General features: G+C 59.7%; 20 protein-coding genes. All 20 read right to left on the bottom strand.

What is annotated here, in order from left to right; genetic code table 11:
- Window positions 1–34: 34 nt before the first annotated feature.
- The 20 genes from nuoL to AB4N44_RS06385 all read right to left on the bottom strand — a co-directional run bounded on the left by nuoL (window position 35) and on the right by AB4N44_RS06385 (window position 23,215).
- The gene (nuoL, locus tag AB4N44_RS06480; RefSeq protein WP_460109652.1) at window positions 35–1,888 is read right to left on the bottom strand and encodes an NADH-quinone oxidoreductase subunit L; all 1,854 of its coding nucleotides are present in this window, start codon (window positions 1,886–1,888) and stop codon (window positions 35–37) included.
- Window positions 1,885–2,193: an NADH-quinone oxidoreductase subunit NuoK gene (gene nuoK, locus AB4N44_RS06475; protein ID WP_003223790.1), complete on the bottom strand. Its 309-nt coding sequence runs from the start codon at window positions 2,191–2,193 to the stop codon at window positions 1,885–1,887. Before nuoK ends, nuoL begins: the two co-directional genes overlap by 4 nt.
- Before the next feature lie 3 nt (window positions 2,194–2,196).
- Window positions 2,197–2,697, bottom strand: a complete 501-nt coding sequence (gene nuoJ, locus AB4N44_RS06470) for an NADH-quinone oxidoreductase subunit J (RefSeq protein WP_007920176.1) — start codon at window positions 2,695–2,697, stop codon at window positions 2,197–2,199.
- Window positions 2,698–2,706: 9 nt separating this feature from the next.
- Window positions 2,707–3,255: an NADH-quinone oxidoreductase subunit NuoI gene (nuoI, locus tag AB4N44_RS06465; RefSeq protein ID WP_007920177.1), complete on the bottom strand. Its 549-nt coding sequence runs from the start codon at window positions 3,253–3,255 to the stop codon at window positions 2,707–2,709.
- An 11-nt stretch (window positions 3,256–3,266) separates the two neighbouring features.
- The gene (nuoH, locus tag AB4N44_RS06460) at window positions 3,267–4,274 is read right to left on the bottom strand and encodes an NADH-quinone oxidoreductase subunit NuoH (protein WP_007920179.1); all 1,008 of its coding nucleotides are present in this window, start codon (window positions 4,272–4,274) and stop codon (window positions 3,267–3,269) included.
- Window positions 4,271–6,985 carry an NADH-quinone oxidoreductase subunit NuoG gene (gene nuoG / locus AB4N44_RS06455; protein ID WP_460109654.1) on the bottom strand — a complete coding sequence of 905 codons (2,715 nt, stop codon included), beginning with the start codon at window positions 6,983–6,985 and terminating at the stop codon, window positions 4,271–4,273. The genes nuoH and nuoG overlap by 4 nt, the downstream gene beginning before the upstream one ends.
- 133 nt (window positions 6,986–7,118) lie before the next feature.
- A complete protein-coding gene (nuoF, locus tag AB4N44_RS06450) occupies window positions 7,119–8,474 on the bottom strand; it encodes an NADH-quinone oxidoreductase subunit NuoF (RefSeq protein ID WP_007920184.1) in 1,356 nt (451 codons plus the stop codon).
- Entirely contained in the window at window positions 8,471–8,968 is a 498-nt protein-coding gene (gene nuoE, locus AB4N44_RS06445; protein WP_007920186.1) for an NADH-quinone oxidoreductase subunit NuoE, read from the bottom strand. The genes nuoF and nuoE overlap by 4 nt, the downstream gene beginning before the upstream one ends.
- Window positions 8,969–8,970: 2 nt before the next feature.
- Window positions 8,971–10,755, bottom strand: a complete 1,785-nt coding sequence (nuoC, locus tag AB4N44_RS06440) for an NADH-quinone oxidoreductase subunit C/D (RefSeq protein ID WP_064117789.1) — start codon at window positions 10,753–10,755, stop codon at window positions 8,971–8,973.
- Window positions 10,756–10,828: 73 nt separating this feature from the next.
- Window positions 10,829–11,503, bottom strand: a complete 675-nt coding sequence (locus AB4N44_RS06435) for a NuoB/complex I 20 kDa subunit family protein (protein ID WP_007920192.1) — start codon at window positions 11,501–11,503, stop codon at window positions 10,829–10,831.
- A gap of 10 nt (window positions 11,504–11,513) precedes the next feature.
- Entirely contained in the window at window positions 11,514–11,927 is a 414-nt protein-coding gene (locus AB4N44_RS06430; RefSeq protein WP_003223812.1) for an NADH-quinone oxidoreductase subunit A, read from the bottom strand.
- Window positions 11,928–12,573: 646 nt separating this feature from the next.
- Window positions 12,574–13,899, bottom strand: coding sequence for an isocitrate lyase (gene aceA, locus AB4N44_RS06425; RefSeq protein ID WP_007920195.1), 1,326 nt, complete (start codon window positions 13,897–13,899; stop codon window positions 12,574–12,576).
- 474 nt (window positions 13,900–14,373) lie between these two features.
- Window positions 14,374–15,135 carry a secretin N-terminal domain-containing protein gene (locus AB4N44_RS06420; protein WP_095113686.1) on the bottom strand — a complete coding sequence of 254 codons (762 nt, stop codon included), beginning with the start codon at window positions 15,133–15,135 and terminating at the stop codon, window positions 14,374–14,376.
- A gap of 233 nt (window positions 15,136–15,368) precedes the next feature.
- Window positions 15,369–15,794, bottom strand: a complete 426-nt coding sequence (locus tag AB4N44_RS06415) for a GNAT family N-acetyltransferase (protein ID WP_034155132.1) — start codon at window positions 15,792–15,794, stop codon at window positions 15,369–15,371.
- Window positions 15,787–16,956, bottom strand: a complete 1,170-nt coding sequence (locus AB4N44_RS06410) for a ribosomal protein uL16 3-hydroxylase (protein WP_102899355.1) — start codon at window positions 16,954–16,956, stop codon at window positions 15,787–15,789. Before AB4N44_RS06410 ends, AB4N44_RS06415 begins: the two co-directional genes overlap by 8 nt.
- 86 nt (window positions 16,957–17,042) lie before the next feature.
- On the bottom strand, window positions 17,043–18,413 hold the full coding sequence (gene purB / locus AB4N44_RS06405; RefSeq protein WP_460109656.1) for an adenylosuccinate lyase: 1,371 nt from the start codon (window positions 18,411–18,413) through the stop codon (window positions 17,043–17,045).
- Between the two features lie 127 nt (window positions 18,414–18,540).
- On the bottom strand, window positions 18,541–19,164 hold the full coding sequence (gene hflD / locus AB4N44_RS06400) for a high frequency lysogenization protein HflD (protein WP_127928941.1): 624 nt from the start codon (window positions 19,162–19,164) through the stop codon (window positions 18,541–18,543).
- Entirely contained in the window at window positions 19,161–20,285 is a 1,125-nt protein-coding gene (mnmA, locus tag AB4N44_RS06395; protein WP_127928939.1) for a tRNA 2-thiouridine(34) synthase MnmA, read from the bottom strand. The genes hflD and mnmA overlap by 4 nt, the downstream gene beginning before the upstream one ends.
- 59 nt (window positions 20,286–20,344) lie before the next feature.
- On the bottom strand, window positions 20,345–20,791 hold the full coding sequence (locus AB4N44_RS06390) for an NUDIX hydrolase (protein ID WP_102358980.1): 447 nt from the start codon (window positions 20,789–20,791) through the stop codon (window positions 20,345–20,347).
- Between the two features lie 198 nt (window positions 20,792–20,989).
- Entirely contained in the window at window positions 20,990–23,215 is a 2,226-nt protein-coding gene (locus AB4N44_RS06385) for an NADP-dependent isocitrate dehydrogenase (protein ID WP_460109659.1), read from the bottom strand.
- Between the last annotated feature and the right edge of the window lie 257 nt (window positions 23,216–23,472).

The following is a 23,472-nucleotide window of genomic DNA, read 5'->3' as shown; positions in this document are numbered from 1 at the left end:
GCTCGTTTCCTTTCGCAAATTCGCAAGGTTCATATCAGACCGCTACCAGCACGATGGCGCCGATCACCAGCACGGCACCAGCAGCCATCGAAGCAGCGTACCAACGCAGTTGACCGGTCTCGGTGCGGCTCAGGGCGGTGTGACCCCCCTTGGCCATACGCGGGATCAGACCGATGGTCTGGTCGAGCGGGTCTTTGCGCAGTACGTGGCTGATCGCAAGGTAAGGCTTGACGAACAGTTTGTCGTAGATCCAGTCGAAGCCCCAGGCAGCGAACCACCAGGCCGAAAGGAAACGGCCGATGCCGCTGTTGGCGATCGCCGTGACGAAACGACGCTTGCCGAGGAACAGCAGCGCTGCCAGCAGGATACCGGCCAGGGCGATGGCGCCCGACGCGATTTCCAGACTGTGCTTGGCTTCGCCGCCAGCATGGCCAACGCTTTCTGGCAGTACGCCGTGCAGTGGCGGAACGATCATCGCGCCGATGGCGGTGGACAATACGATCAGCACCGACAATGGCAGCCAGTGAGCGATGCCGTGACCGGCGTGGGCTTCAGTCTTGGCTTCACCGTGGAACGTGATGAAGATCAGGCGGAAGGTGTACAGCGACGTCATGAACGCGCCGACCAGACCTGCGTAGAGCAGACCGTGGTTGCCGCTGGCGAACGCTTCCCAAAGGATTTCGTCCTTGGAGTAGAAGCCGGCGGTGACCAGTGGCAGAGCGGCGAGGGCAGCACCACCAACGATGAAGCTGGCATAGGCCAGTGGCAGTTTTTTCCACAGACCGCCCATCTTGAAGATGTTCTGCTCGTGGTGGCAGGCAACAATCACCGCACCGGAAGCAAGGAACAGCAGGGCCTTGAAGAAGGCGTGGGTCATCAGGTGGAAAATCGCGCCATCCCATGCACCAACGCCCAGCGCCAGGAACATGTAGCCGATCTGGCTCATGGTCGAGTAGGCGAGGATACGTTTGATGTCGGTTTGTACCAGTGCGGCGAAACCGGCCAGTACCAGGGTCACACCACCAATGATGCCGACCAGGTGGAGGATTTCCGGCGCCAGGGTGAACAGACCGTGGGTACGGGCGATCAGGTAGACACCGGCAGTAACCATCGTCGCGGCGTGGATCAGTGCCGACACCGGAGTCGGGCCAGCCATCGCATCCGCGAGCCAGGTTTGCAGCGGCAGTTGTGCCGATTTACCGACCGCACCACCCAGCAGCATCAGAGTCGCCAGGGTGATCCAGAAGTCGCCGACCTGGAATTTCTGCGGTGCCAGCACCAGCAGTTCCTGGATGTTCAACGTGCCCACTTGCTGGAACAGGATGAACAGGCCGATGGCCATGAACACGTCGCCGATCCGGGTCACGATGAAGGCCTTGAGTGCGGCGTTACCGTTGTTGCGGTTGCTGTAGTAGAAACCGATCAACAGGTACGAGCACAGGCCCACGCCTTCCCAGCCGAAGTACAGGAACAACAGGTTATCGCCGAGCACCAGGAACAGCATGCTGGCGATAAACAGGTTGGTGTACGAGAAGAAACGCGAGTAACCCGCTTCGCCGCGCATGTACCAGGACGCGAACAGGTGGATCAGGAAACCCACGCCCACCACCACGCCGAGCATGGTGATCGACAGGCCGTCGACGTAGAGGGCGAAGTCAGGCTTGAAGCCTTCGACCGCCATCCACTTCCACAGTACCAGCGTGTAGTGACCGCCTTCGGGTGGTGCGACGTTGAATTGCCAGATGACGTAGGCGGCGACGATCGCCGACAAGCCAATGGAACCCACGCCGATCAGCGCCGAGAGGTTTTCCGACCAGCGTCCACGTGAGAACGACAGGAGCAGGAAACCGATCAGAGGGAATACGAAAGTCAGAAAGATAAGATTCATCCGCGCATCTCACTGGCAGCGTCGATATCGAGCGTGTGGAAGCGGCGATACAGTTGCAGCAGGATCGCCAGACCAATACTGGCCTCGGCGGCTGCAAGGCTGATCACCAGGATGAACATGATCTGTCCATCCGGCTGGCCCCAACGGGCGCCTGCAACAATGAACGCCAGTGCAGAGGCGTTCATCATCACTTCCAGACTCATCAACACGAACAAAATGTTGCGGCGGACCATCAGGCCGACCAGACCAAGGCAGAACAGGATCCCGGCAACCGCCAGACCATGTTCGAGAGGGATAGCAGGCATGTCTTACTCCTTCGCCTCGTTACGGCCCAAATGGAACGCCGTGACGGCTGCGGCGAGCAGCAGCATCGAGGCGAGTTCGACCACCAGCAGGTACGGACCGAACAGGCTGATGCCCACGGCTTTCGCGTCTACGGTGGTGTGGCCGATGGCCTGACCGCTCTGGTGAGCGAACAGCACATACAGCAGTTCGGCCAGCAGCAGCGCGGCGAGAATCACCGGGCCAGCCCAGATACCGGGCTTGAGCCAGACGCGTTCTTGCTGAACCGAGGCCGGGCCGAGGTTCAGCATCATCACCACAAACACGAACAGCACCATGATGGCGCCGGCGTAGGCGATCACTTCCAGCACGCCGGCGAACGGTGCGCCGAGTGCGAAGAAGGTCATGGCCACAGCGATCAACGAGATGATCAGGTAGAGCAGGGCGTGCACAGGGTTGGTGTTGGTGACTACGCGAAGCGTGGACACAACAGCGATACCCGATGCGAAATAGAAAGCGAATTCCATCGTTCTTCCTTAAGGCAGCAAGCTCTTCACGTTGATCGGTTCGGCTTCGTTCTGCGCGGAGCCTTTCGGCTTGCCAGCGATTGCCATACCTGCAACACGATAGAAGTTGTAATCAGGGTTTTTGCCGGGGCCGGAGATCAACAGATCTTCTTTCTCGTACACCAGGTCCTGACGTTTGAACTCGGCCATCTCGAAATCCGGTGTCAGCTGGATTGCGGTGGTCGGACAGGCTTCCTCGCAGAGACCGCAGAAAATGCAGCGCGAGAAGTTGATACGGAAGAAGTCCGGGTACCAGCGACCGTCTTCGGTTTCAGCTTTCTGCAGCGAGATGCAACCCACCGGGCAAGCCACGGCGCAGAGGTTGCAGGCTACGCAGCGCTCTTCGCCATCGGGGTCACGGGTCAGGACGATACGACCACGGTAGCGTGGTGGCAGGTAGACCGCTTCTTCCGGGTATTGCAGGGTGTCGCGCTTGCGAAAGCCATGGCCGAAGACCATGACCAGGCTGCGCAACTGGGTACCAGTACCCTTAACGATGTCGCCAATATATTTGAACATGGGTCAAATCCTCACTGAACCGCGACTGCAGGCGTGTTCCACAACACGACCGCAGCGGTCACCAGCAAATTGATCAGGGTCAGTGGCAGGCAGAATTTCCAGCTGAAATCCATCACCTGGTCATAACGCGGACGCGGAATGGAAGCGCGCAGCAGGATGAACAGCATGATGAAGAACGCGGTCTTCAGTGCGAACCAGACGAACGCCAGTTGCGGCAAGATGCCGAACGGACCGTGCCAGCCACCGAAGAACAGGGTGACCAACAGCGCCGAGATCAGGATGATGCCGATGTATTCACCGACGAAGAACATGCCCCATTTCATACCGGCGTATTCAATGTGGTAACCGTCGGCGAGTTCCTGTTCCGCTTCCGGCTGGTCGAACGGGTGACGGTGAGTCACGGCGACGCCAGCGATGAAGAAGGTACAGAAGCCGAAGAACTGCGGAATGATGAACCACAGGTTCTGCGCCTGGTACTCGACGATGTCGCGCATGTTGAACGAGCCGACCTGCACCACGATGCCCATCAGGGCCAGGCCCATGAACACTTCGTAGGACACGGTCTGCGCCGACGCACGCAAGCTGCCGAGCAGGGCGAACTTGTTGTTACTCGACCAGCCGGCGAACAGCACCGCGTAGACCGACAGACCGGCCATGGCGAAGAAGAACAGCAGGCCGATGTTCAGATCCGCGACGCCCCAGGTCGGGGTGATCGGGATGATCGCAAACGCGATCAGCAGGGCGGACATCGCCACCACCGGCGCCAAAGTGAAAATCACTTTATCGGCAAACGGCGGAGTCCAGTCTTCCTTGAAGAACATCTTCAGCATGTCGGCGGCGATCTGGAACATGCCGAACGGGCCAACGCGGTTCGGACCGTAACGGTCCTGCCACCAGCCCAGCAGGCGACGTTCGACAAAGCTGAGCAACGCGCCCGCAACCACTACGGCCAGCAGAATCACGATGGCTTTGACGACCGAGAGGATCACATCGATCACTTCAGGGGTGAACCAGGTCATTGCGCTGCCTCCTGCAGACCGTCGACGGATACGCCGGCGAATGCCGGTGGAATGCCGGCGATGCCCGCAGGCAATGCCACCAGACCGGCGCCCAGTTCTTCATTGATGCGCAGCGGCAGACGCAGGGTCTGACCGGCCACGTTCAGGCTCAGCAGGGCACCGTCGTTGACGCCGAGACGATCCGCTTCGGACTTGGCCAGTGCCACGTATGGAGCCGGAATACGCTCTTGAACCGGCGCGGCTTTCGAAGAGTTTTCTTCGCTGCCGAACAGGTGGAAGAACGGCACGGCTTGCCAGGTGCCCGGCGCCGGATTGAATGCGCGCGGAGCTGCAGCGAACCAGTTCAGCGAATCACCGGTGCTTTCGATCAGGCGAGTGCCCGGGTCGCCTGCACGGATGTGACCACCGACTTCGTCCTGGAACTTGTTCCACGCTTGTGGCGAGTTCCAGCCCGGCGACCATGCAAATGGCACCTGCTGACGCGGTTCGGCAGAGCCCGAGTAACCTTCCATGGAGAAGGCGAACGCGGTGTCTTTGTCTTGCGGGGTGCGCGGTTCGTGAACGCTGATGTCGGCGCGCATCGCGGTGCGACCGGAATAACGCAGCGGCTCACGCGCCAGTTTCAGACCCTTGATGCGGAACGCTGCCGATGGTGCAGCGTCGACGATACGCGCCAGTTGCTCGGTGCTCGAAGCAACGGCAGCGGTGACGTGGTCGAGTTGCGTCCAGTCGATCGGCTGGTTCAGCAGGGTCGCGCGCAGGGCGTGCAGCCAGCGCCAGCCTTCGTGAACCAGGATGCTCGCGTCCATGTATTGCGGGTCGAAAACCTGGAAGAAGCGCTGGGCGCGACCTTCCTGGCTGACCAAAGTACCGTCGCCTTCAGCGAAGCTCGCGGCTGGCAGAACCAGGTGCGCGCGGTCGCTGGTAGCGGTTTTCTGATGGTCAGCAACGATCACTACTTGCGCAGCGTTCAGTGCGACATCGACTTTTTCTTTGGCAGTGCGGGTGTACAGATCGTTTTCCAGCACAACGATCGCGTCGGCTTTACCGTCGATGACAGCTTGCAGCGCAGCATCCACCGACTCGCCACCGAGCATGGCCAGACCGAGGCTGTTGGCTTCCGGCACGATCAGGCTGATCGAACCGTTCTTCTCGCGCAGCTTCAGTGCCTTGGCGATGTTCGCGGCGGCTTCGATCAAGGCTTTGGAGCCCAGCGAAGTACCGGCGATGATCAGCGGACGTTTTGCAGCGAGCAGTGCGTCAGCGATGCGCTGAGCCAGTTCCAGTGCTTCGGCGTCCAGACCTTCAACGGCCGGGGCGCTTGCGTCCAGCGCGTGAGCAACGGCGAAGCCGATGCGCGCCAGGTCGTCAGGAGCGGCGTGTACGCATTCTTCAGCGATGTCGTCGAGCTTGGTTTCCGCCAGGCTGGCGATGAACAGCGGATTCAGCGCGTGCTGACCGATGTTCTTCACGGCGGCATCAAGCCAAGGCTGAACGCGCATGGCTTCGGCCATGTCTTCAGCTTTGCCTTTGACCGATTGACGCAGCGACAGCGCCACACGGGCGGCGGTCTGGGTCAGGTCTTCACCGAGCACGAAGATCGCGTCGTGGTCTTCGATATCGCGCATGTTCGGCACTGGCAGCGGGCTGTCTTTCAGCACTTGCAGGACCAGACGGATGCGCTCCAGCTCGGAGGCTTCGATACCCGAGTAGAAGTGCTCGGCGCCCACCAGTTCACGCAACGCGTAGTTGCTTTCAAGGCTGGCACGCGGCGAACCGATACCAACGATGTTGCGACCGCGCAGCAGATCAGCCGCTTTATCCAGTGCAGCATCCAGACCAAGCTTGGTGCCGTCGGCCAGCAGCGGCTGACGTGGACGGTCGGTGCGGTTGACGTAGCCATAACCGAAACGGCCACGGTCGCACAGGAAGTACTGGTTCACCGAACCGTTGAAACGGTTTTCGATGCGACGCAGTTCGCCGTAACGCTCGCCCGGGGAGATGTTGCAACCGCTCGAGCAGCCATGGCAGATGCTCGGCGCGAATTGCATGTCCCACTTGCGGTTGTAGCGCTCGGAGTGAGTCTTGTCGGTGAACACACCGGTCGGGCAGACCTCGGTGAGGTTGCCGGAGAACTCGCTTTCGAGCACGCCGTCTTCAACGCGACCGAAGTACACGTTGTCGTGGGCGCCGAACACACCGAGATCGGTGCCGCCAGCGTAATCCTTGTAGAAACGCACGCAGCGGTAGCAAGCGATGCAGCGGTTCATTTCGTGGGAAATGAACGGGCCCAGTTGCTGGTTCTGGTGCGTGCGTTTGGTGAAGCGATAACGGCGCTCGTTGTGGCCGGTCATCACGGTCATGTCTTGCAGGTGGCAGTGACCGCCTTCTTCGCACACAGGGCAGTCGTGCGGGTGGTTGGTCATCAGCCATTCAACAACACTGGCGCGGAACGCCTTGGATTCTTCATCTTCGATGGAGATCCAGGTGTTGTCGGTGGCCGGGGTCATGCAGGACATGACGATGCGACCACGGGTGTCGTTCTCGTCGGTGTACTGCTTGACCGCGCACTGGCGGCAAGCCCCGACGCTACCAAGCGCGGGGTGCCAGCAGAAATAAGGGATGTCGAGGCCCAGCGACAGACATGCCTGTAACAGGTTGTCTGCCCCGTCGACTTCGAGCGCTTTGCCGTCTACGTGGATAGTGGCCATGGTTCAAAGGTCTTCGTTGGCCCGGTGTCAGCGGGCGTGGCTAATGGAATCTTGTTATCCGTGCGAATCAAACCAGCCTCGAAAGGCGTCATCGCAGGAGGAGAAGGGCCCAGGCCCTTCACCTGTTAAGCGTTTACGCGCCGATTACGATCGGCCTTGCCAGAGGCGGGACGGCGGCGCTGACTGGCGCGATACCGGCTTCGAACTCTGGACGGAAGTATTTGATGGCACTGCCCAACGGTTCCACGGCACCCGGTGCGTGAGCACAGAAGGTCTTGCCCGGGCCGAGGAAGTTGACCAGACCCAGCAGGGTCTCGATATCGCCTGGCTGACCCCGGCCTTGTTCGATGGCCATCAGCAGCTTGACGCTCCATGGCAAACCATCGCGGCACGGGGTGCAGAAACCGCACGACTCACGGGCAAAGAACTGCTCCATGTTGCGCAGCAAGGACACCATGTTGACGCTGTCGTCCACCGCCATGGCCAGGCCGGTACCCATACGGGTGCCCACTTTGGCGATGCCGCCGGCGTACATTTGTGCGTCGAGGTGTTCAGGCAGGAGGAAACCGGTACCGGCGCCACCTGGCTGCCAGGCCTTGAGCTTGAAGCCGTCGCGCATGCCGCCGGCATAGTCTTCGAACAACTCACGACCGGTGACGCCGAATGGCAGCTCCCACAGGCCCGGGTTTTTGACTTTGCCGGAGAAGCCCATGAGCTTGGTGCCCATGTCTTCGCTGCCTTCGCGGGCCAACGATTTGTACCAGTCAACGCCGTCGGCAATGATCGCCGGCACGTTGCACAGGGTCTCAACGTTGTTCACGCAAGTCGGCTTGCCCCACACGCCGACGGCGGCAGGGAAGGGCGGCTTGGAGCGCGGGTTGGCGCGGCGGCCTTCGAGGGAGTTGATCAGTGCGGTTTCTTCACCGCAGATGTAACGCCCGGCGCCGGTGTGGACGAACAGCTCGAAATCAAAACCGCTGCCCAGAATGTTCTTGCCCAGCAGGCCAGCAGCCTTGGCTTCTTCCACGGCACGGTTGAGGTGCTTGGCGGCGGTGGTGTATTCGCCACGCAGGAAGATGTAGCCACGGTAGGTTTTCAGCGCGCGAGCACTGATCAGCATGCCTTCGATCAGCAGATGGGGCAGTTGCTCCATCAGCATGCGGTCTTTCCAGGTGTTCGGCTCCATTTCATCCGCGTTGCACAGCAGGTAGCGGATGTTGATGGATTCGTCCTTGGGCATCAGGCCCCACTTCACGCCAGTGGGGAAACCTGCACCGCCGCGACCTTTGAGGCCGGCGTCTTTCACGGTCTGGACGATAGCGTCCTGATCCATGTCGGCGAAGGCTTTGCGCGCAGCAGCGTAACCGTTCTTGGCCTGGTACTCGTCGAGCCACACGGCTTCGCCGTCATCACGCAGACGCCAGGTCAGCGGGTGAGTCTCGGCCGAACGCTGAATGCGGTTGGCAGGACCGAAAGATGTCAGGGTCATACGTAGCCCTCGAGCAGTTTGGCGACGCCAGCAGGCTGCACATCACCAAAGGTGTCGTCGTCGATCATCAGCGCCGGTGCCTTGTCGCAGTTGCCGAGGCAGCAGACCGGCAGCAGGGTGAAACGACCGTCGGTGGTGGTCTGACCCAGGCCGATGCCCAGATTGTTCTGGATTTCGCTGACCACCGACTCGTGGCCGCCGATGTAGCAGACCATGCTGTCGCAGACGCGAATGATGTGACGGCCAACCGGCTGACGGAAAATCTGGCTATAGAACGTCGCCACACCTTCAACGTCGCTGGCCGGGATGCCGAGGATCTCGCCGATCGCGTACAAGGCGCCATCCGGCACCCAGCCGCGTTCCTTCTGAACGATCTTCAGGGCTTCGATCGACGCCGCGCGCGGATCTTCGTAGTGATGCAGCTCGTGCTCGATGGCCGAGCGCTCGGTTTCACTGAGGGTGAAACGGTCTGTCTGGATAAGCGTGCTATTCATGCTTAGCGGTCCACGTCGGCCATAACGAAATCGATACTACCCAGGTACGCAATCATGTCCGCGACCATGCTGCCTTTGATCACCGAAGGGATCTGTTGCAGATGCGGGAAGCTTGGAGTGCGGATCCGGGTACGGTAGCTCATGGTGCCGCCGTCGCTCGTCAGGTAATAACTGTTGATGCCCTTGGTCGCTTCGATCATCTGGAAGGATTCGTTGGCCGGCATCACCGGGCCCCACGAAACTTGCAGGAAGTGCGTGATCAAGGTTTCGATGTGCTGCAGCGTGCGTTCTTTCGGCGGCGGCGTGGTCAGCGGGTGATCCGCCTTGTACGGGCCTTCCGGCATGTTGCGCATGCACTGGTCGATGATCTTGATGCTCTGGCGCATTTCTTCGACGCGAACCATGCAGCGGTCGTAGGCATCGCCGTTGGCAGCCAGCGGTACTTCGAACTCGAAGTTCTCGTAGCCGGAGTACGGACGCGCTTTACGCAGGTCGAAATCGCAACCGGTCGAACGCAGGCCAGCACCGGTGACACCCCATTCCAGGGCTTCTTTGGTGTTGTACTGGGCGACGCCGATGGTACGGCCCTTGAGAATGCTGTTCTGCAGGGCAGCCTTGGTGTATTCGTCGAGGCGTTTTGGCAGCCATTCAACGAAGTCTTTCACCAGTTTTTCCCAGCCGCGCGGCAGGTCGTGGGCGACGCCACCGATGCGGTACCAGGCCGGGTGCAGACGGAAACCGGTAATGGCTTCAATCACCGTGTACGCCTTCTGGCGGTCGGTGAAGGTGAAGAACACCGGGGTCATCGCGCCAACGTCCTGGATGTAAGTCCCGAGGAACAGCAGGTGGCTGGTGATCCGGAAGAACTCGGCCATCATGATGCGGATTACGTCGACCTTCTCAGGCACCTTGATGCCGGCCAGCTTCTCGACCGAGAGCACGTACGGCAGGTTGTTCATCACGCCGCCGAGGTAGTCGATACGGTCGGTGTACGGGATGAAACTGTGCCACGACTGACGCTCGGCCATCTTCTCGGCACCACGGTGGTGGTAACCGATGTCCGGCACGCAGTCGACGATTTCTTCGCCGTCCAGTTGCAGAATGATGCGGAACGCACCGTGCGCCGAAGGGTGGTTCGGGCCGAGGTTGAGGAACATGTAGTCCTCGTTCGGGCCGGAACGCTTCATGCCCCAGTCTTCAGGACGGAAACGCGCGGCTTCTTCCTCAAGCTGTTGCTTGGCCAAGTTCAGGCTGAACGGATCGAATTCGGTGGCGCGCGCCGGGAAGTCCTTGCGCAGCGGGTGACCTTCCCAGGTCGGCGGCATCATGATGCGCGACAGGTGCGGGTGACCTTTGAAATCGATACCGAACATGTCCCAGACTTCACGCTCGTACCAGTTGGCGTTCGGCCAGATGCTGGTGACGGTCGGCAAGCTGAGGTCGCTCTCGGACAAGGCGACCTTGATCATCACGTCACTATTACGCTCCAGCGACATGAGGTGATAGAACACGGTGAACTCAGCGTCGCTCGGCAGCCCTTGGCGCTTGGTGCGCAGACGCTCGTCCACGCCGTGCAGGTCATAGAGCATGACGTACGGCTTGGGCAGGTTGCGCAGGAAAGTCAGGACTTCAACGAGCCTGGCGCGCGCGACCCAGAGTACCGGCATGCCGGTGCGGGTCGACTGAGCGGTGAACGCTTCGGCGCCAAAACGGTTGTTCAATTCAACGACCACATCCTGGTCGTCTGCCTTATAAGGCGGGATGTACAGAGCACTGCCTGTAGTCATGGTTATTTTTTCGCTTTCGGTCAACGTAAAGAATGAAGCCAGCTTCTCGTTTCTTTGTCAGAACAGATCTGGATCAGACTTCGTCAGGGCTGCGCAGGTTGGTGACTGCGATTCGCTGTTCGCGGCGCTCTTCCTTCTGCGAAGGCATGTCGGCGCGATAAACGCCTTGATCGCCAACGACCCAGGAAAGCGGACGACGCTCCTTGCCGATCGATTCCTGCAGCAGCATCAAGCCTTGCAGAAATGCTTCCGGACGGGGAGGGCAGCCAGGTACGTAGACGTCCACGGGCAGGAACTTGTCCACCCCTTGAACCACAGAGTAGATGTCGTACATGCCACCGGAGTTAGCGCACGAACCCATGGAGATAACCCACTTCGGCTCGAGCATCTGCTCGTAGAGACGCTGGATGATCGGCGCCATCTTGATGAAGCAGGTCCCGGCGATAACCATGAAGTCGGCCTGACGCGGCGATGCCCGGATCACTTCGGCGCCAAAGCGCGCGATGTCGTGGGGCGCCGTGAAGGCGGTGGTCATTTCCACGTAGCAGCACGACAGGCCGAAGTTGTACGGCCACAGGGAGTTCTTACGTCCCCAGTTGACCGCGCCACTCAGCACGTCTTCCAGCTTGCCCATGAAAATGTTTTTGTGGACTTGATCTTCTAACGGATCGGAAACGGTTTCCCGTTCGCCAATCGGATACTGCTCGTTAGGAGCATCGGGGTCGATCCTGGTGAGATTGTATTGCATTGCCAAAGCCTCATTGTTTCAGCTTCGCCTGCCGCTTGCGACGAGCTTCCGGAGCCCAGTCAAGGGCGCCCACTCGGAACAGGTAGACAAGACCTGCCAACAGAATTGCTATGAAAACGAGAGCTTCGACGAATCCGGTCCAGCCGCTTTCGCGGACGGACACAGACCATGCAAAGAGAAAGAGGGCTTCGATATCGAAGATCACGAAGAGCATCGCGACCAGATAGAATTTGGCTGAGAGCCGCAAGCGGGCGCCACCGGTAGGTAGCATGCCGGACTCGAACGGTTCGTTTTTGCTGCGACCCCAGGCTTTTGACCCAAGGAGGCTGGAGACGCCAAGCATGAAGGCACACAGGCCGACGACACCCAGAAGGAAAATGGCAAAGCCCCAGTTGTGGGCCATGAGTCCTGTCGCTTCGGGCATGCTGGTAATCCTTAACAGAGAGCAAAGGTCTCTGAGCTTGATAAAGAAATAGGCAGTGACGATATGTCGCAGCAATCAATCGCGCTGATTTTATGGCTAAACACCCTGCAAGTAAAATTCCTATAGCGAAATTATTTATTGGAATAAGGGCATAGCGCATCTCCAATGCCCTGCAGCCCATGCGTTGCGGGCATTAGGCGGGTTTATGCAAATAATGTTTTGTAGGGAATGTAACGAACATAGTTGTGGCTAAATGATAATTAATATCGTTTGCGGGTGTTTTGTAACTGTTTAACGGGATGTCAGTTGGGAAGTTGTCTTACTTGCACGTTACTGCAAGTAGCGACGGCGCCCGTTTTAGCGGATTTTTCTGACGGATGTACCGCGCTGGATCAATGTTTTGTCTCGCGGGCTGAAGAGAAAACCTGTGGGAGCGAGCCTGCTCGCGAATGCGGTGGGTCAGTCGCCGCATGTGCAAGCTGGCACAACGCATTCGCGAGCAGGCTCGCTCCCACAGGGGATTGATGGTGTCTGGGAGATTATCTCGAGCAAAAAAACGCCCCGAACCAGTCGGGGCGTCAGTTTTGCGGCTCTGCGGTTAGCTTTCTATACGATCCGCAAAGGCCGTTTGCTCAGCGAAGCCGAATCAGTGGAACTGTTCTTCTTCAGTCGAACCGGTCAGTGCGGTGACCGACGACGAGCCACCTTGAATCACAGTGGTCATGTCGTCGAAGTAGCCGGTGCCGACTTCCTGCTGGTGAGCCACGAAGGTGTAACCCTTGGCGGCGTCAGCGAATTCCTGCTCCTGCAGCTTCACGTAGGCAGTCATGTCGTTGCGGGCGTAGTCGTGCGCCAGGTTGAACATGCTGTGCCACATGTTGTGAATGCCGGCCAGGGTGATGAACTGGTGCTTGTAACCCATGGCGGACAGTTCGCGCTGGAACTTGGCGATGGTCGCGTCGTCCAGATTTTTCTTCCAGTTGAAGGAAGGCGAGCAGTTGTACGACAGCAGTTGGTCCGGGTATTCCTTTTTGATCGCTTCGGCGAAGCGGCGAGCTTCGTCCAGATCCGGCTTGGCGGTTTCGCACCAGATCAGGTCGGCGTATGGCGCGTACGCCAGACCACGGGCGATGGCTTGATCGAGGCCGGCGCGAACCTTGTAGAAACCTTCCTGAGTGCGCTCGCCAGTCACGAACGGCTGGTCGTACGGGTCGCAATCGGAGGTCAGCAGGTCAGCAGCGTTAGCATCGGTACGGGCCAGAATGATGGTCGGAGTACCGGCAACGTCAGCCGCCAGACGCGCAGCGGTCAGCTTCTGTACGGCTTCCTGAGTAGGAACCAGAACTTTGCCGCCCATGTGACCGCATTTTTTCACGGAAGCCAGTTGGTCTTCGAAGTGAACGCCGGCGGCGCCTGCTTCGATCATGCTCTTCATCAGCTCATAGGCGTTCAGTACGCCGCCGAAACCGGCTTCAGCGTCAGCCACGATCGGCGCGAAGTAGTCGATGTAGCCGTCGTCGCCCGGGTTCTTGCCGGCTTTCCACTGGATCTGGTCAGCACGACGGAACGAGTTGTTGATGCGCTTGACCACGGTTGGCACCGAGTCCACCGGGTACAGCGACTGGTCCGGGTACATGGATTCTGCGGAGTTGTTGTCCGCAGCCACTTGCCAGCCCGACAGGTAGATCGCCTGGATACCGGCTTTAACCTGCTGAACAGCCTGGCCGCCGGTCAGGGCGCCCATGCAGTTGACGAAATCTTTCTCAGGACGGAAGGACGGCTTGGCACCCTGGGTGACCAGGTTCCACAGCTTGTCGGCGCCCATTTTTGCAAAGGTGTGCTCAGGTTGAACCGAGCCACGCAGACGGACGACGTCAGCAGCGGAGTAAGTGCGTGTCACGCCTTTCCAGCGCGGGTTTTCAGCCCAGTCTTTTTCGAGGGCTGCAATTTGCTGTTCGCGTGTCAGTGCCATGGAGATAAACCTCGTCGCGTCTTTTATGAAAAGTTGTTCTGCGGTGGAAAATTCCTGCGCTCGCTGACCAGAAGCTTAGGTGGTCAAGACGGATTCGGCGGGGTAGGCGACGGGATGAACGATGGGCTCGAGGGGAAGTGAGCAGGTAGTGGCGGACTGCGGGCGCATTCGGGCGTCGTGGGCCTTTATACGGTCTACAGTGTGAAGCCGGGTTACCTAATTACGCTTCCGTCCCTCGGGACAACTTCGTTCCAGTCGGCAACCTCGTCAAACACACCTTGTGGGCGGTACAGACACGAAGCGGTTCGCGGGGTAGGTGCGAACATCGCTTCGAAGGCCCTTGCCAGGGCCTCTGATTAGCGGGAGCGAGGCCATCATGCCTTCGCTTTTTTACCCCGTCAAACGTTTTGTAGTGCTTTTTTTCAAGCACTACATCTTTCGTCTAATACGACTAATCAGTCAGTTTTCGGTGCTTTAGTCCAGAGCGTCGACTTTCACCCGCAAGGTCATGTCATCCCGGCCTTGAGTCGAGTAGCTGCGGGTCAGGCCCTGTTTGTCGGCCTGAGTCTGGCGATTGACACCGGCGAGGGTGATCCATTCACCGAGGCGCCCGCTGACAGTTGTGTCGGTGCTTTGCACGTTCACTACATCGGGACGTTCCTGGCTCATGCGGTCACGGTTGGTACTGATCGCCAGGTGAACGATGTCGCCGGTGACGCTGGCGGTGACATAGAAACCCTGGGTGACGTTGCGGTATTGCGTCTGGCTGTTGTAACCGCCGTAGGAATCGCTCTGAACATTGGTGAGCGGCACGCTTTGGCCGACTTGAATCAGCGCCGGCATGCCATCGGTGGCCTGAACCTGCTGGACGCCGCCTTCGCGGCTGGTGGTGCTGCGGCTGATGATGCGGGTCTGATTCGGCTGAGCGCCGTTGACCGAATAACCTTCGTCGCCACGGCCATTGTTTTCATTGGTGTCGACGGTGATCAGCAAGCGCTTGGGCGCAGTGTCCAGTTGGGTGATCAGCGCCTTGAGTTCCTGAATCTTGTCCGGCTCGGCCTTGATGATCAGCTGGTTGCCGTAGGCGCTGACCTGACCGTCCTTGCCGAGGAAGTCTTGCGCCATCGGCAGCATGTCGGTACTGGTGCGGTAATTGAGAGGCACGATTTCTGTGGCTGCCATCACCGAAAAACTGCAACCGAGCAGCAGGGTGGTGAGCAGGGTGCGTAGGGACATGTCCGTTATCTCCGCTTTCGAAAGGCTTGATATTGCCAGTTTGTCGGCCTGGGGTGGGGCAAGTTGAATCGTAGACAGCAAAGCGCCCCGGCATCGGTTGATGTCGGGGCGTGATCGTTCCCACGCTCTGCGTGGGAATGCAGCCAGTGACGCTCTGCGTCACATGCCGCAAGGGATGCGGAGCGTCCCGAGAGGCATTCCCACGCAGAGCGTGGGAACGATCAGGGCGGGTCTCAGGCCGAATGGCGAACCATGTCGACATGCGGAATCCCGGCCTCGAGGAATTCCTCGCTGACCAAGCTGAAGCCCAAGCGCTCATAGAACGCGGTGGCCTGAACCTGCGCGCTGAGCATTTGCTGCTTCAATCCACGTTCTTCAGCTTCAGCAATCACCGCTTGCATCAGCGCATCACCGACTTTCATGCCGCGCCAGTCTTTCAGCACCGAAACCCGGCCAATGTGCCCGTCGGGCAACAAGCGCGCAGTGCCAATCGGAAAGTCGCCTTCAAACGCCAGAAAATGTACGGCGGTCGCGTCATCCGCGTCCCATTCCAGCTCAGGTGGCACCGATTGTTCGGCGATGAACACCGTTTCACGAATGCGCCGGATCTCGGCGATGTCCTTCTGCCAGTCTGCGACACGTACGCGAATCTTATTCATCGGCGAACCCCAGGCTCCCTTGCTTGACCAACTGGCACAGCAGGCCGCAAGCGTCTTCGTCGTTCAGCCACTCACCGAGGTTGTCAGTGTGCAGGGCGTCAGCGGCGCAGATCAGCTTCAACAGTTCGCGCAGCTTGCCCGGCAGGTAACGGCTCTGGCCGCTGGCGAACAGCAGCAGGTCGTCATCGACTTCCGACCAGGCCAGGCGCGCACTCGGGTTGCGGATCAGAATGGCGCCATCCTGCAGGGCGGCGAGGAAGTCTTCTTCTTCGATTTCTTCCGGGCCGGCCACCAGTTCCGGATAGCGTGGCTCGGTCATGTACTGGCCGAACCAGGTCAGCAGCAGGCGTTCGTCGCTCATGTGCTCGGCGAGCAGAGCTTTGAGGCGATCCAGTGCATCATGTTGAATCTGATGTGGATCGGCTGCTGGCTGCGCGTCGGCATCGGTGTAGCGCTCTTCGTCAGTCAGGAACTGGCTGAGGAAGTCGGTGAAGTGAGTCAGCACTTCGGAAGCGCTTGGTGCGCGGAAACCGACCGAGTAGGTCATGCAGTTGTCGACCGCGACACCGCAATGAGCCAGACGCGGTGGCAGGTAGAGCATGTCGCCCGGTTCCAGCACCCACTCTTCGGTCTCGTGGAATTCGGCGAGGATGCGCAGATCCGCGTGTTGCAGCAGTGGGCTCTCGGAATCGCACATCTGGCCGATTTTCCAGTTGCGCTTGCCGTGGCCTTGCAGCAGGAACACGTCGTAGTTGTCGAAGTGCGGACCAACGCTGCCACCCGGGGCGGCGAAGCTGATCATCACGTCGTCAACGCGCCAGCTCGGCAGGAAGCGGAAGTTTTCCAGCAGTTCGCTGACTTCCGGCACGAACTGGTCAACCGCTTGTACCAGCAGAGTCCACTCTTTTTCCGGCAATTTGCTGAACTCGTCTTCAGCGAACGGGCCGCGACGCAGTTCCCAAGGGCGCTCGCCGTGCTCGATCACCAGGCGCGATTCGACTTCTTCTTCCAGGGCCAGGCCGGCCAGTTCGTCGGCGTCGATCGGGCTTTCGAAATCAGGAATCGCCTGGCGGATCAGCAATGGCTTTTTCTGCCAGTAGTCACGCAGGAACTCGCGTGCCGTGATGCCGCCCAGAAGTTGAAGAGGAATATCGGGATTCATATGTAACCTATTGAAAAAAAGCACTTTTCAGACGGGAATAAAAACGCCCGGCGCGGCCGGGCGTCTCAAACGGATCAAGCGGTCGATCAGATGCGTTTGGCTTGCGCTACAGCGTTGCCGATGTAGTTGGACGGAGTCAGTTGCTTGAGCTCGGCTTTCGCTTGCGCTGGCATGTCCAGGCCGTCGATGAAAGTCTGCAACGCTTCAGGGCTGATGCCCTTGCCGCGGGTCAGTTCTTTCAGCTTCTCGTACGGGTTTTCGATGTTGTAGCGGCGCATCACGGTCTGGATCGGCTCAGCCAATACTTCCCAGCAAGCGTCGAGGTCAGCGGCAATCTTCTGCTCGTTGAGCTCCAGTTTGCTGATGCCTTTGAGGCTGGCTTCGTAGGCGATCACGCTGTGGGCGAAGCCGACACCGAGGTTGCGCAGTACGGTGGAGTCGGTCAGGTCGCGCTGCCAGCGGGAAATCGGCAGTTTGCTCGCCAGGTGCTGGAACAATGCGTTGGCGATGCCCAGGTTGCCTTCGGAGTTTTCGAAGTCGATCGGGTTGACCTTGTGCGGCATGGTCGACGAACCGATTTCGCCAGCGATGGTGCGCTGCTTGAAATAACCCAGGGAGATGTAGCCCCAGATGTCACGGTCGAAGTCGATCAGGATGGTGTTGAAGCGCGCAATTGCGTCGAACAGCTCGGCGATGTAGTCGTGCGGTTCGATCTGCGTGGTGTACGGGTTGAAGCCCAGGCCCAGTTCGTCTTCGATGAAGGCGCGGGCGTTGGCTTCCCAGTCGATCTGCGGGTAGGCCGACAGGTGCGCGTTGTAGTTGCCGACAGCGCCGTTGATCTTGCCCAGCAGCGGCACGGCAGCGACTTGAGCGATCTGACGCTCGAGACGGTAAACCACGTTCGCCAGCTCTTTACCCAGAGTGGTCGGGGAGGCTGGTTGGCCGTGAGTGCGCGACAGCATCGGCACGTCAGCAAAGCGGATGGCCAGTTCGCGGATGGCGTTGGCGGTCTGGCGCATCAGCGGCAGCATCACGTCATCACGGCCTTCGCGCAGCATCAGGGCGTGGGACAGGTTGTTGATGTCTTCGCTGGTGCAGGCAAAGTGGATGAACTCGCTGACCTTGGCCAGCTCCGGCAGCTTGGCCGCCTGCTCTTTGAGCAGGTATTCGATCGCTTTGACGTCGTGGTTGGTGGTGCGCTCGATCTCTTTGACGCGCTCGGCGTGCTCCAGCGAGAAGTTTTCAGCCAGTTCATTGAGAACGGCGTTGGCCTCGGCGGAGAAGGCTGGCACTTCAGGGATACCCGCGTGGGCGGCCAGGCGCTGGAGCCAGCGCACTTCAACCAGAACACGGGCACGGATCAGACCGTACTCGCTGAAAATCGGGCGCAGGGCCTGGGTTTTGCCGGCGTAGCGGCCGTCAACAGGGGAAACCGCAGTGAGCGAAGAAAGCTGCATGGGGTGTTCTCGGACAGTCGGGCAACGAAATGGGGCGCGTATCATACATGAAAAAATCCGCCGGTCCGTTGCCAACTGACCGGCGTATTACGCGTTACAGACTACAAAGCTTTTATTGCAGGGCGGATTACTCGCTGCGCATCAACGGATACAGCTCTTTGAGCAGCTTGCGCCGGCTGATCACCAACTGCCAGCGATGGCCGCCGAGCTGCCGCCACAGGCGCGCTGAACGGATGCCGGCAAGCAGCAGGGCGCGGATCTTCGAGGCGTTGCTCGGTTGCTGCAGGTTGCGCATGTCGCCGTGCACCTGAATGCGTTGGCGCAGGGTGCTCAGGGTGTCCTGATACAGCGCGCCGCAAGCCGCGACCACGTTTTCGTGGGCCGGGCCGAAATGCTCGACTTGCGACTGGATCTGCGGCAAACGCTTGCCGATGATGTCGAGCATGTCATTGCGCTTGGCCAGTTGACGCTCCAGGCCGAGCATCGACAGGGCGTAGCGCAGTGGCTCGCGTTGCAACGTGCTCGGGTCGCGTTCCAGTGCACCGATCAGCGCTCGATAGCCTTCGCGCAGATTGAGGTCATCGCCGCCGTACACGTCCAGCGTGTCCTTCGGGTCGCGCACCAGCAGGCTGCCGAGCATGCAACTAAGGCCAGCTTCGCTGGTCTGGCCGGTCTTGGCGATCCGGTCGACCAGCACGGCGGCGAGAAACACGCCGCCCAGCGCCGTCAGTTGTTCCTGAGTCGGGCTCATGCCTGGCCGCTCCACGGCTCGGCGACTTCGATCACGCCGCCACCGAGGCAGATTTCACCGTCATAGAAAACCACCGATTGGCCCGGCGTGACCGCGCGTTGCGGTTCGTCGAACACGGCGCGGTAACCGCTGGCGGTTTTTTCCAGGGTGCAGGCCTGATCGCTCTGGCGATAACGCACTTTGGCGGTCAGGCGCAGCGGTTGGCTCAGGTCGATCGGGTTGACCCAATAGATTTCCGAAGCGAGCAGGGCGCCGGAGAACAGCCACGGATGGTTGTTGCCCTGGCCGACGATCAGTTCGTTGGTGTCGAGATCCTTGCGCAGCACGTACCAAGGCTCGTCGCCGGCGTCTTTCAAACCGCCGATACCGAGGCCCTGGCGCTGACCGATGGTGTGGTACATCAAACCGTGATGACGGCCGATGACTTCGCCTTCGGTGGTCTTGATCTCGCCCGGTTGCGCGGGCAGGTATTGCTTGAGGAAATCGCTGAAGCGACGCTCGCCGATAAAGCAGATCCCGGTGGAATCCTTCTTCTTGGCGGTCGCCAGCTCGTATTTCTCGGCAATTGCGCGCACTTCCGGCTTTTCCAGTTCGCCGACCGGGAACAGGGTCTTGGCGATCTGTTCACCGCCGACGGCGTGCAGGAAGTAGCTCTGATCCTTGTTCGGATCGAGGCCTTTGAGCAGTTCGGTACGACCATCGATGTCGCGGCGGCGCACGTAGTGGCCGGTGGCGATCAGGTCGGCGCCGAGCATCATGGCGTAGTCGAGGAACGCCTTGAACTTGATCTCGCGGTTGCAGAGGATGTCCGGGTTCGGCGTGCGTCCGGCCTTGTACTCGGCCAAAAAGTGCTCGAACACGTTGTCCCAGTACTCGGCGGCGAAGTTGGCGGTGTGCAGCTTGATGCCAATCTTGTCGCAGACAGCCTGAGCATCCGCCAGGTCGTCCATGGCGGTGCAGTATTCCGTTCCGTCGTCTTCTTCCCAGTTCTTCATGAACAGGCCTTCCACCTCGTAACCCTGCTCGATCAGCAGGAGAGCGGAAACGGAAGAGTCCACGCCGCCGGACATGCCGACAATGACGCGCTTCTTGGATGTGTCAGAAGGGGCTGGATCACGCATAGGGATTCAATGAGTGTCTTGAAAAAGGACGCGATTCTAGCAGGCTCGCGGCCTCAAGGCTAAAGAGAAGGGCGGATCAGTTCGAGGCTGAAGTGATGGCCGGCCAGATAATCGTCGATGCAACGGATGATCAGCTCACTGCGCCAGTTGTCGCGTTGGGCGATTAATTCGTCGCGGGTCAGCCACTTGGCACCGACGATGCCGTCGTCGAGTTGATAATCCGGGTGGTGTTTGACGGCTTTGGCGCTGAAGCACACGCGCTGGTAAGTCACGCCGTTGCTCGGCGCGGTGTACAGGTAAATGCCGATGACGCCGGTGGGTTCGACGTCCCAACCGGTTTCTTCGAGGGTCTCGCGCACGGCTGCATCGATCAGGGTTTCGTCCGGGTCGAGATGGCCGGCGGGCTGGTTGAGCACATTACGCCCGGCCTTGTGTTCTTCGACCATCAGGAAGCGACCGTTGTCCTCGACGATGGTGGCGACGGTGATGTGGGGGAGCCATTCCATAGGATGTCCTCAAATATAGAGTTGAAACCCAATCCCCCTGTGGGAGCGAGCCTGCTCGCGAAAGCGGTGTGTCAGTCAATGCAGATGCTGAATGATAAACCGCTTTCGCGAGCAGGCTCGCTCCCACAGGGGAATTGTGTGAGCTCTGGAAACACAAACCCCGGCACAGGGCCGGGGTTCGATTACAGCGCTACAACCTTAAACCAGCGCAGCAATCGCCGCGTTGAGGGTTGCGCTTGGGCGCATGGCCTTGCTGATCAGCTCGGCATTGGCGTGGTAGTAACCGCCGATGTCGACTGGCTTGCCCTGAACGGCGTTGAGCTCGGCAACGATGGTTGCTTCGTTCTCGGTCAGGGTTTTTGCCAGAGTGGCGAATTGCGCTTGCAGTGCAGCGTCTTCAGTCTGGGCGGCCAGAGCCTGAGCCCAGTACATCGCCAGGTAGAAGTGGCTGCCGCGGTTGTCGATGTTGCCGACTTTGCGCGATGGCGACTTGTTGTTGTCGAGGAACTGGCCAGTCGCCTGATCCAGAGTCTTCGACAGTACCAGTGCTTTCGGGTTGTTGTAGTTCACGCCCAGATGCTCAAGGGACGCTGCCAGTGCGAGGAACTCGCCCAGCGAATCCCAGCGCAGGAAGTTCTCTTCAACCAGTTGCTGCACGTGCTTCGGAGCCGAACCGCCGGCGCCGGTTTCGAACAGGCCACCGCCGTTCATCAGCGGCACGATCGACAGCATCTTCGCGCTGGTGCCCAGTTCCATGATCGGGAACAGGTCGGTCAGGTAGTCGCGCAGTACGTTGCCGGTCACCGAAATGGTGTCCTTGCCTTCGCGGGTGCGCTGCAGGGTGTACTTCATCGCGTCGACCGGTGCCATGATCTGGATGTCCAGACCGGCCGTGTCGTGATCCTTCAGGTAAGCCTGAACTTTCTCGATCACTACGCCATCGTGAGCGCGCATTGGGTCCAGCCAGAAGATCGCCGGGGTGCTGCTTGCGCGAGCACGGTTGACGGCCAGTTTGACCCAGTCCTGAATCGGCGCGTCTTTGGTCTGGCACATGCGGAAGATGTCGCCGGCTTCAACAGTCTGTTCCATCAGCAGGTTGCCCTTGCTGTCGGTGACGCGAACAACGCCGTCAGCCTTGATCTGGAAGGTTTTGTCGTGCGAGCCGTACTCTTCGGCTTTCTTTGCCATCAGGCCAACGTTTGGCACGCTGCCCATGGTGGTCGGGTCGAAAGCGCCATTGGCTTTGCAATCTTCGATCACAGCCTGGTAGATGGTCGCGTAGCAACGATCCGGGATGACCGCCTTGGTGTCGTGCAGCTGACCGTCGGTGCCCCACATTTTGCCGGAGTCACGGATCATCGCTGGCATCGAGGCGTCGACGATCACGTCGCTCGGCACGTGCAGGTTGGTGATGCCTTTGTCGGAGTTGACCATCGCCAGCGATGGGCGAGCAGCGTAGACCGCGGCCATGTCAGCTTCGATCTGAGCTTGCTGCTCAGCCGGCAGGGCCTTGATGCGCGCGTACAGATCGCCGATGCCGTTGTTCAGGTTGAAGCCGATTTCGGCCAGCACGTCAGCGTGCTTGGTCAGGGCGTCTTTATAGAACTCGGCAACGATCTGGCCGAACATGATCGGGTCGGAGACCTTCATCATGGTCGCTTTCAGGTGCACCGAGAGCAGCACGCCTTGCGCCTTGGCGCTTTCGATTTCAGCAGCGATGAACGCGCGCAGGGCGTTTTTGCTCATCACGGCGCAGTCGAGGATCTCGCCAGCCTGAACGGTGGTTTTTTCTTTCAGAACGGTCGCGGTACCGTCCTTGGCGATCAGCTCGATCTTCACGGCGTCAGCGGCGTCGATCAGGGCAGCTTTTTCGCTGCCGTAGAAATCGCCGGTGCTCATGTGAGCGACGTGGGACTTGGAGTCTTTGGCCCAGGCGCCCATTTTGTGCGGGTGCTTGCGAGCGTAGTTCTTCACCGACAGCGGTGCGCGGCGATCGGAGTTGCCTTCACGCAGAACCGGGTTCACGGCGCTGCCCTTGACCTTGTCGTAACGCGCCTTGGCGTCTTTGTCAGCGTCGCTGGTCACGGTTTCCGGGTAGTCCGGCAGGTTGTAACCCTGAGCTTGCAGCTCTTTGATCGCGGCTTGCAGCTGTGGCACCGAAGCGCTGATGTTCGGCAGCTTGATGATGTTGGCTTCAGGCGTAACGGCCAGGTCGCCCAGTTCGGCGAGGTGGTCGGCTACGACTTTGTCGCCCAGTTGCTCGGGGAAGCTGGCCAGGATGCGCGCTGCAAGAGAGATATCGCGGGTTTCCACGGCGATATCGGCCGAAGCGGTGTACGCCTCGATGATCGGCAGCAGGGAATAGGTGGCGAGGGCTGGAGCTTCGTCGGTGAAGGTATAGATGATCTTCGAGCGGGTGGGCATATTCGGATTAACTCTCTCTTCTTTGCTAAAGCGTGCGCAGAAACTCGAGGGGCGCCGGGTAAGCGCGTTCGTTCAAAGTCATCCATGAACCGAATGTCGAGATTCTTCGCGGTGATGTTGGGTGCATCAGTAGAGCGTCAAGCAGTCAGGCTGCGGTAACAACCCGACCAATCAGGCGGAAAGTCTCGTGCTAGAGAGGCCAGCCGTCGTGACCCTGTGGTCAGCGGGCGGCATTATACATAGGTAGCTGGCAATCT

The organism is Pseudomonas sp. S3_C06 (assembly GCF_054667675.1).
Note: the sequence above shows the minus strand (reverse complement) of the source record. Positions and strands in the feature narration are given on the sequence as shown.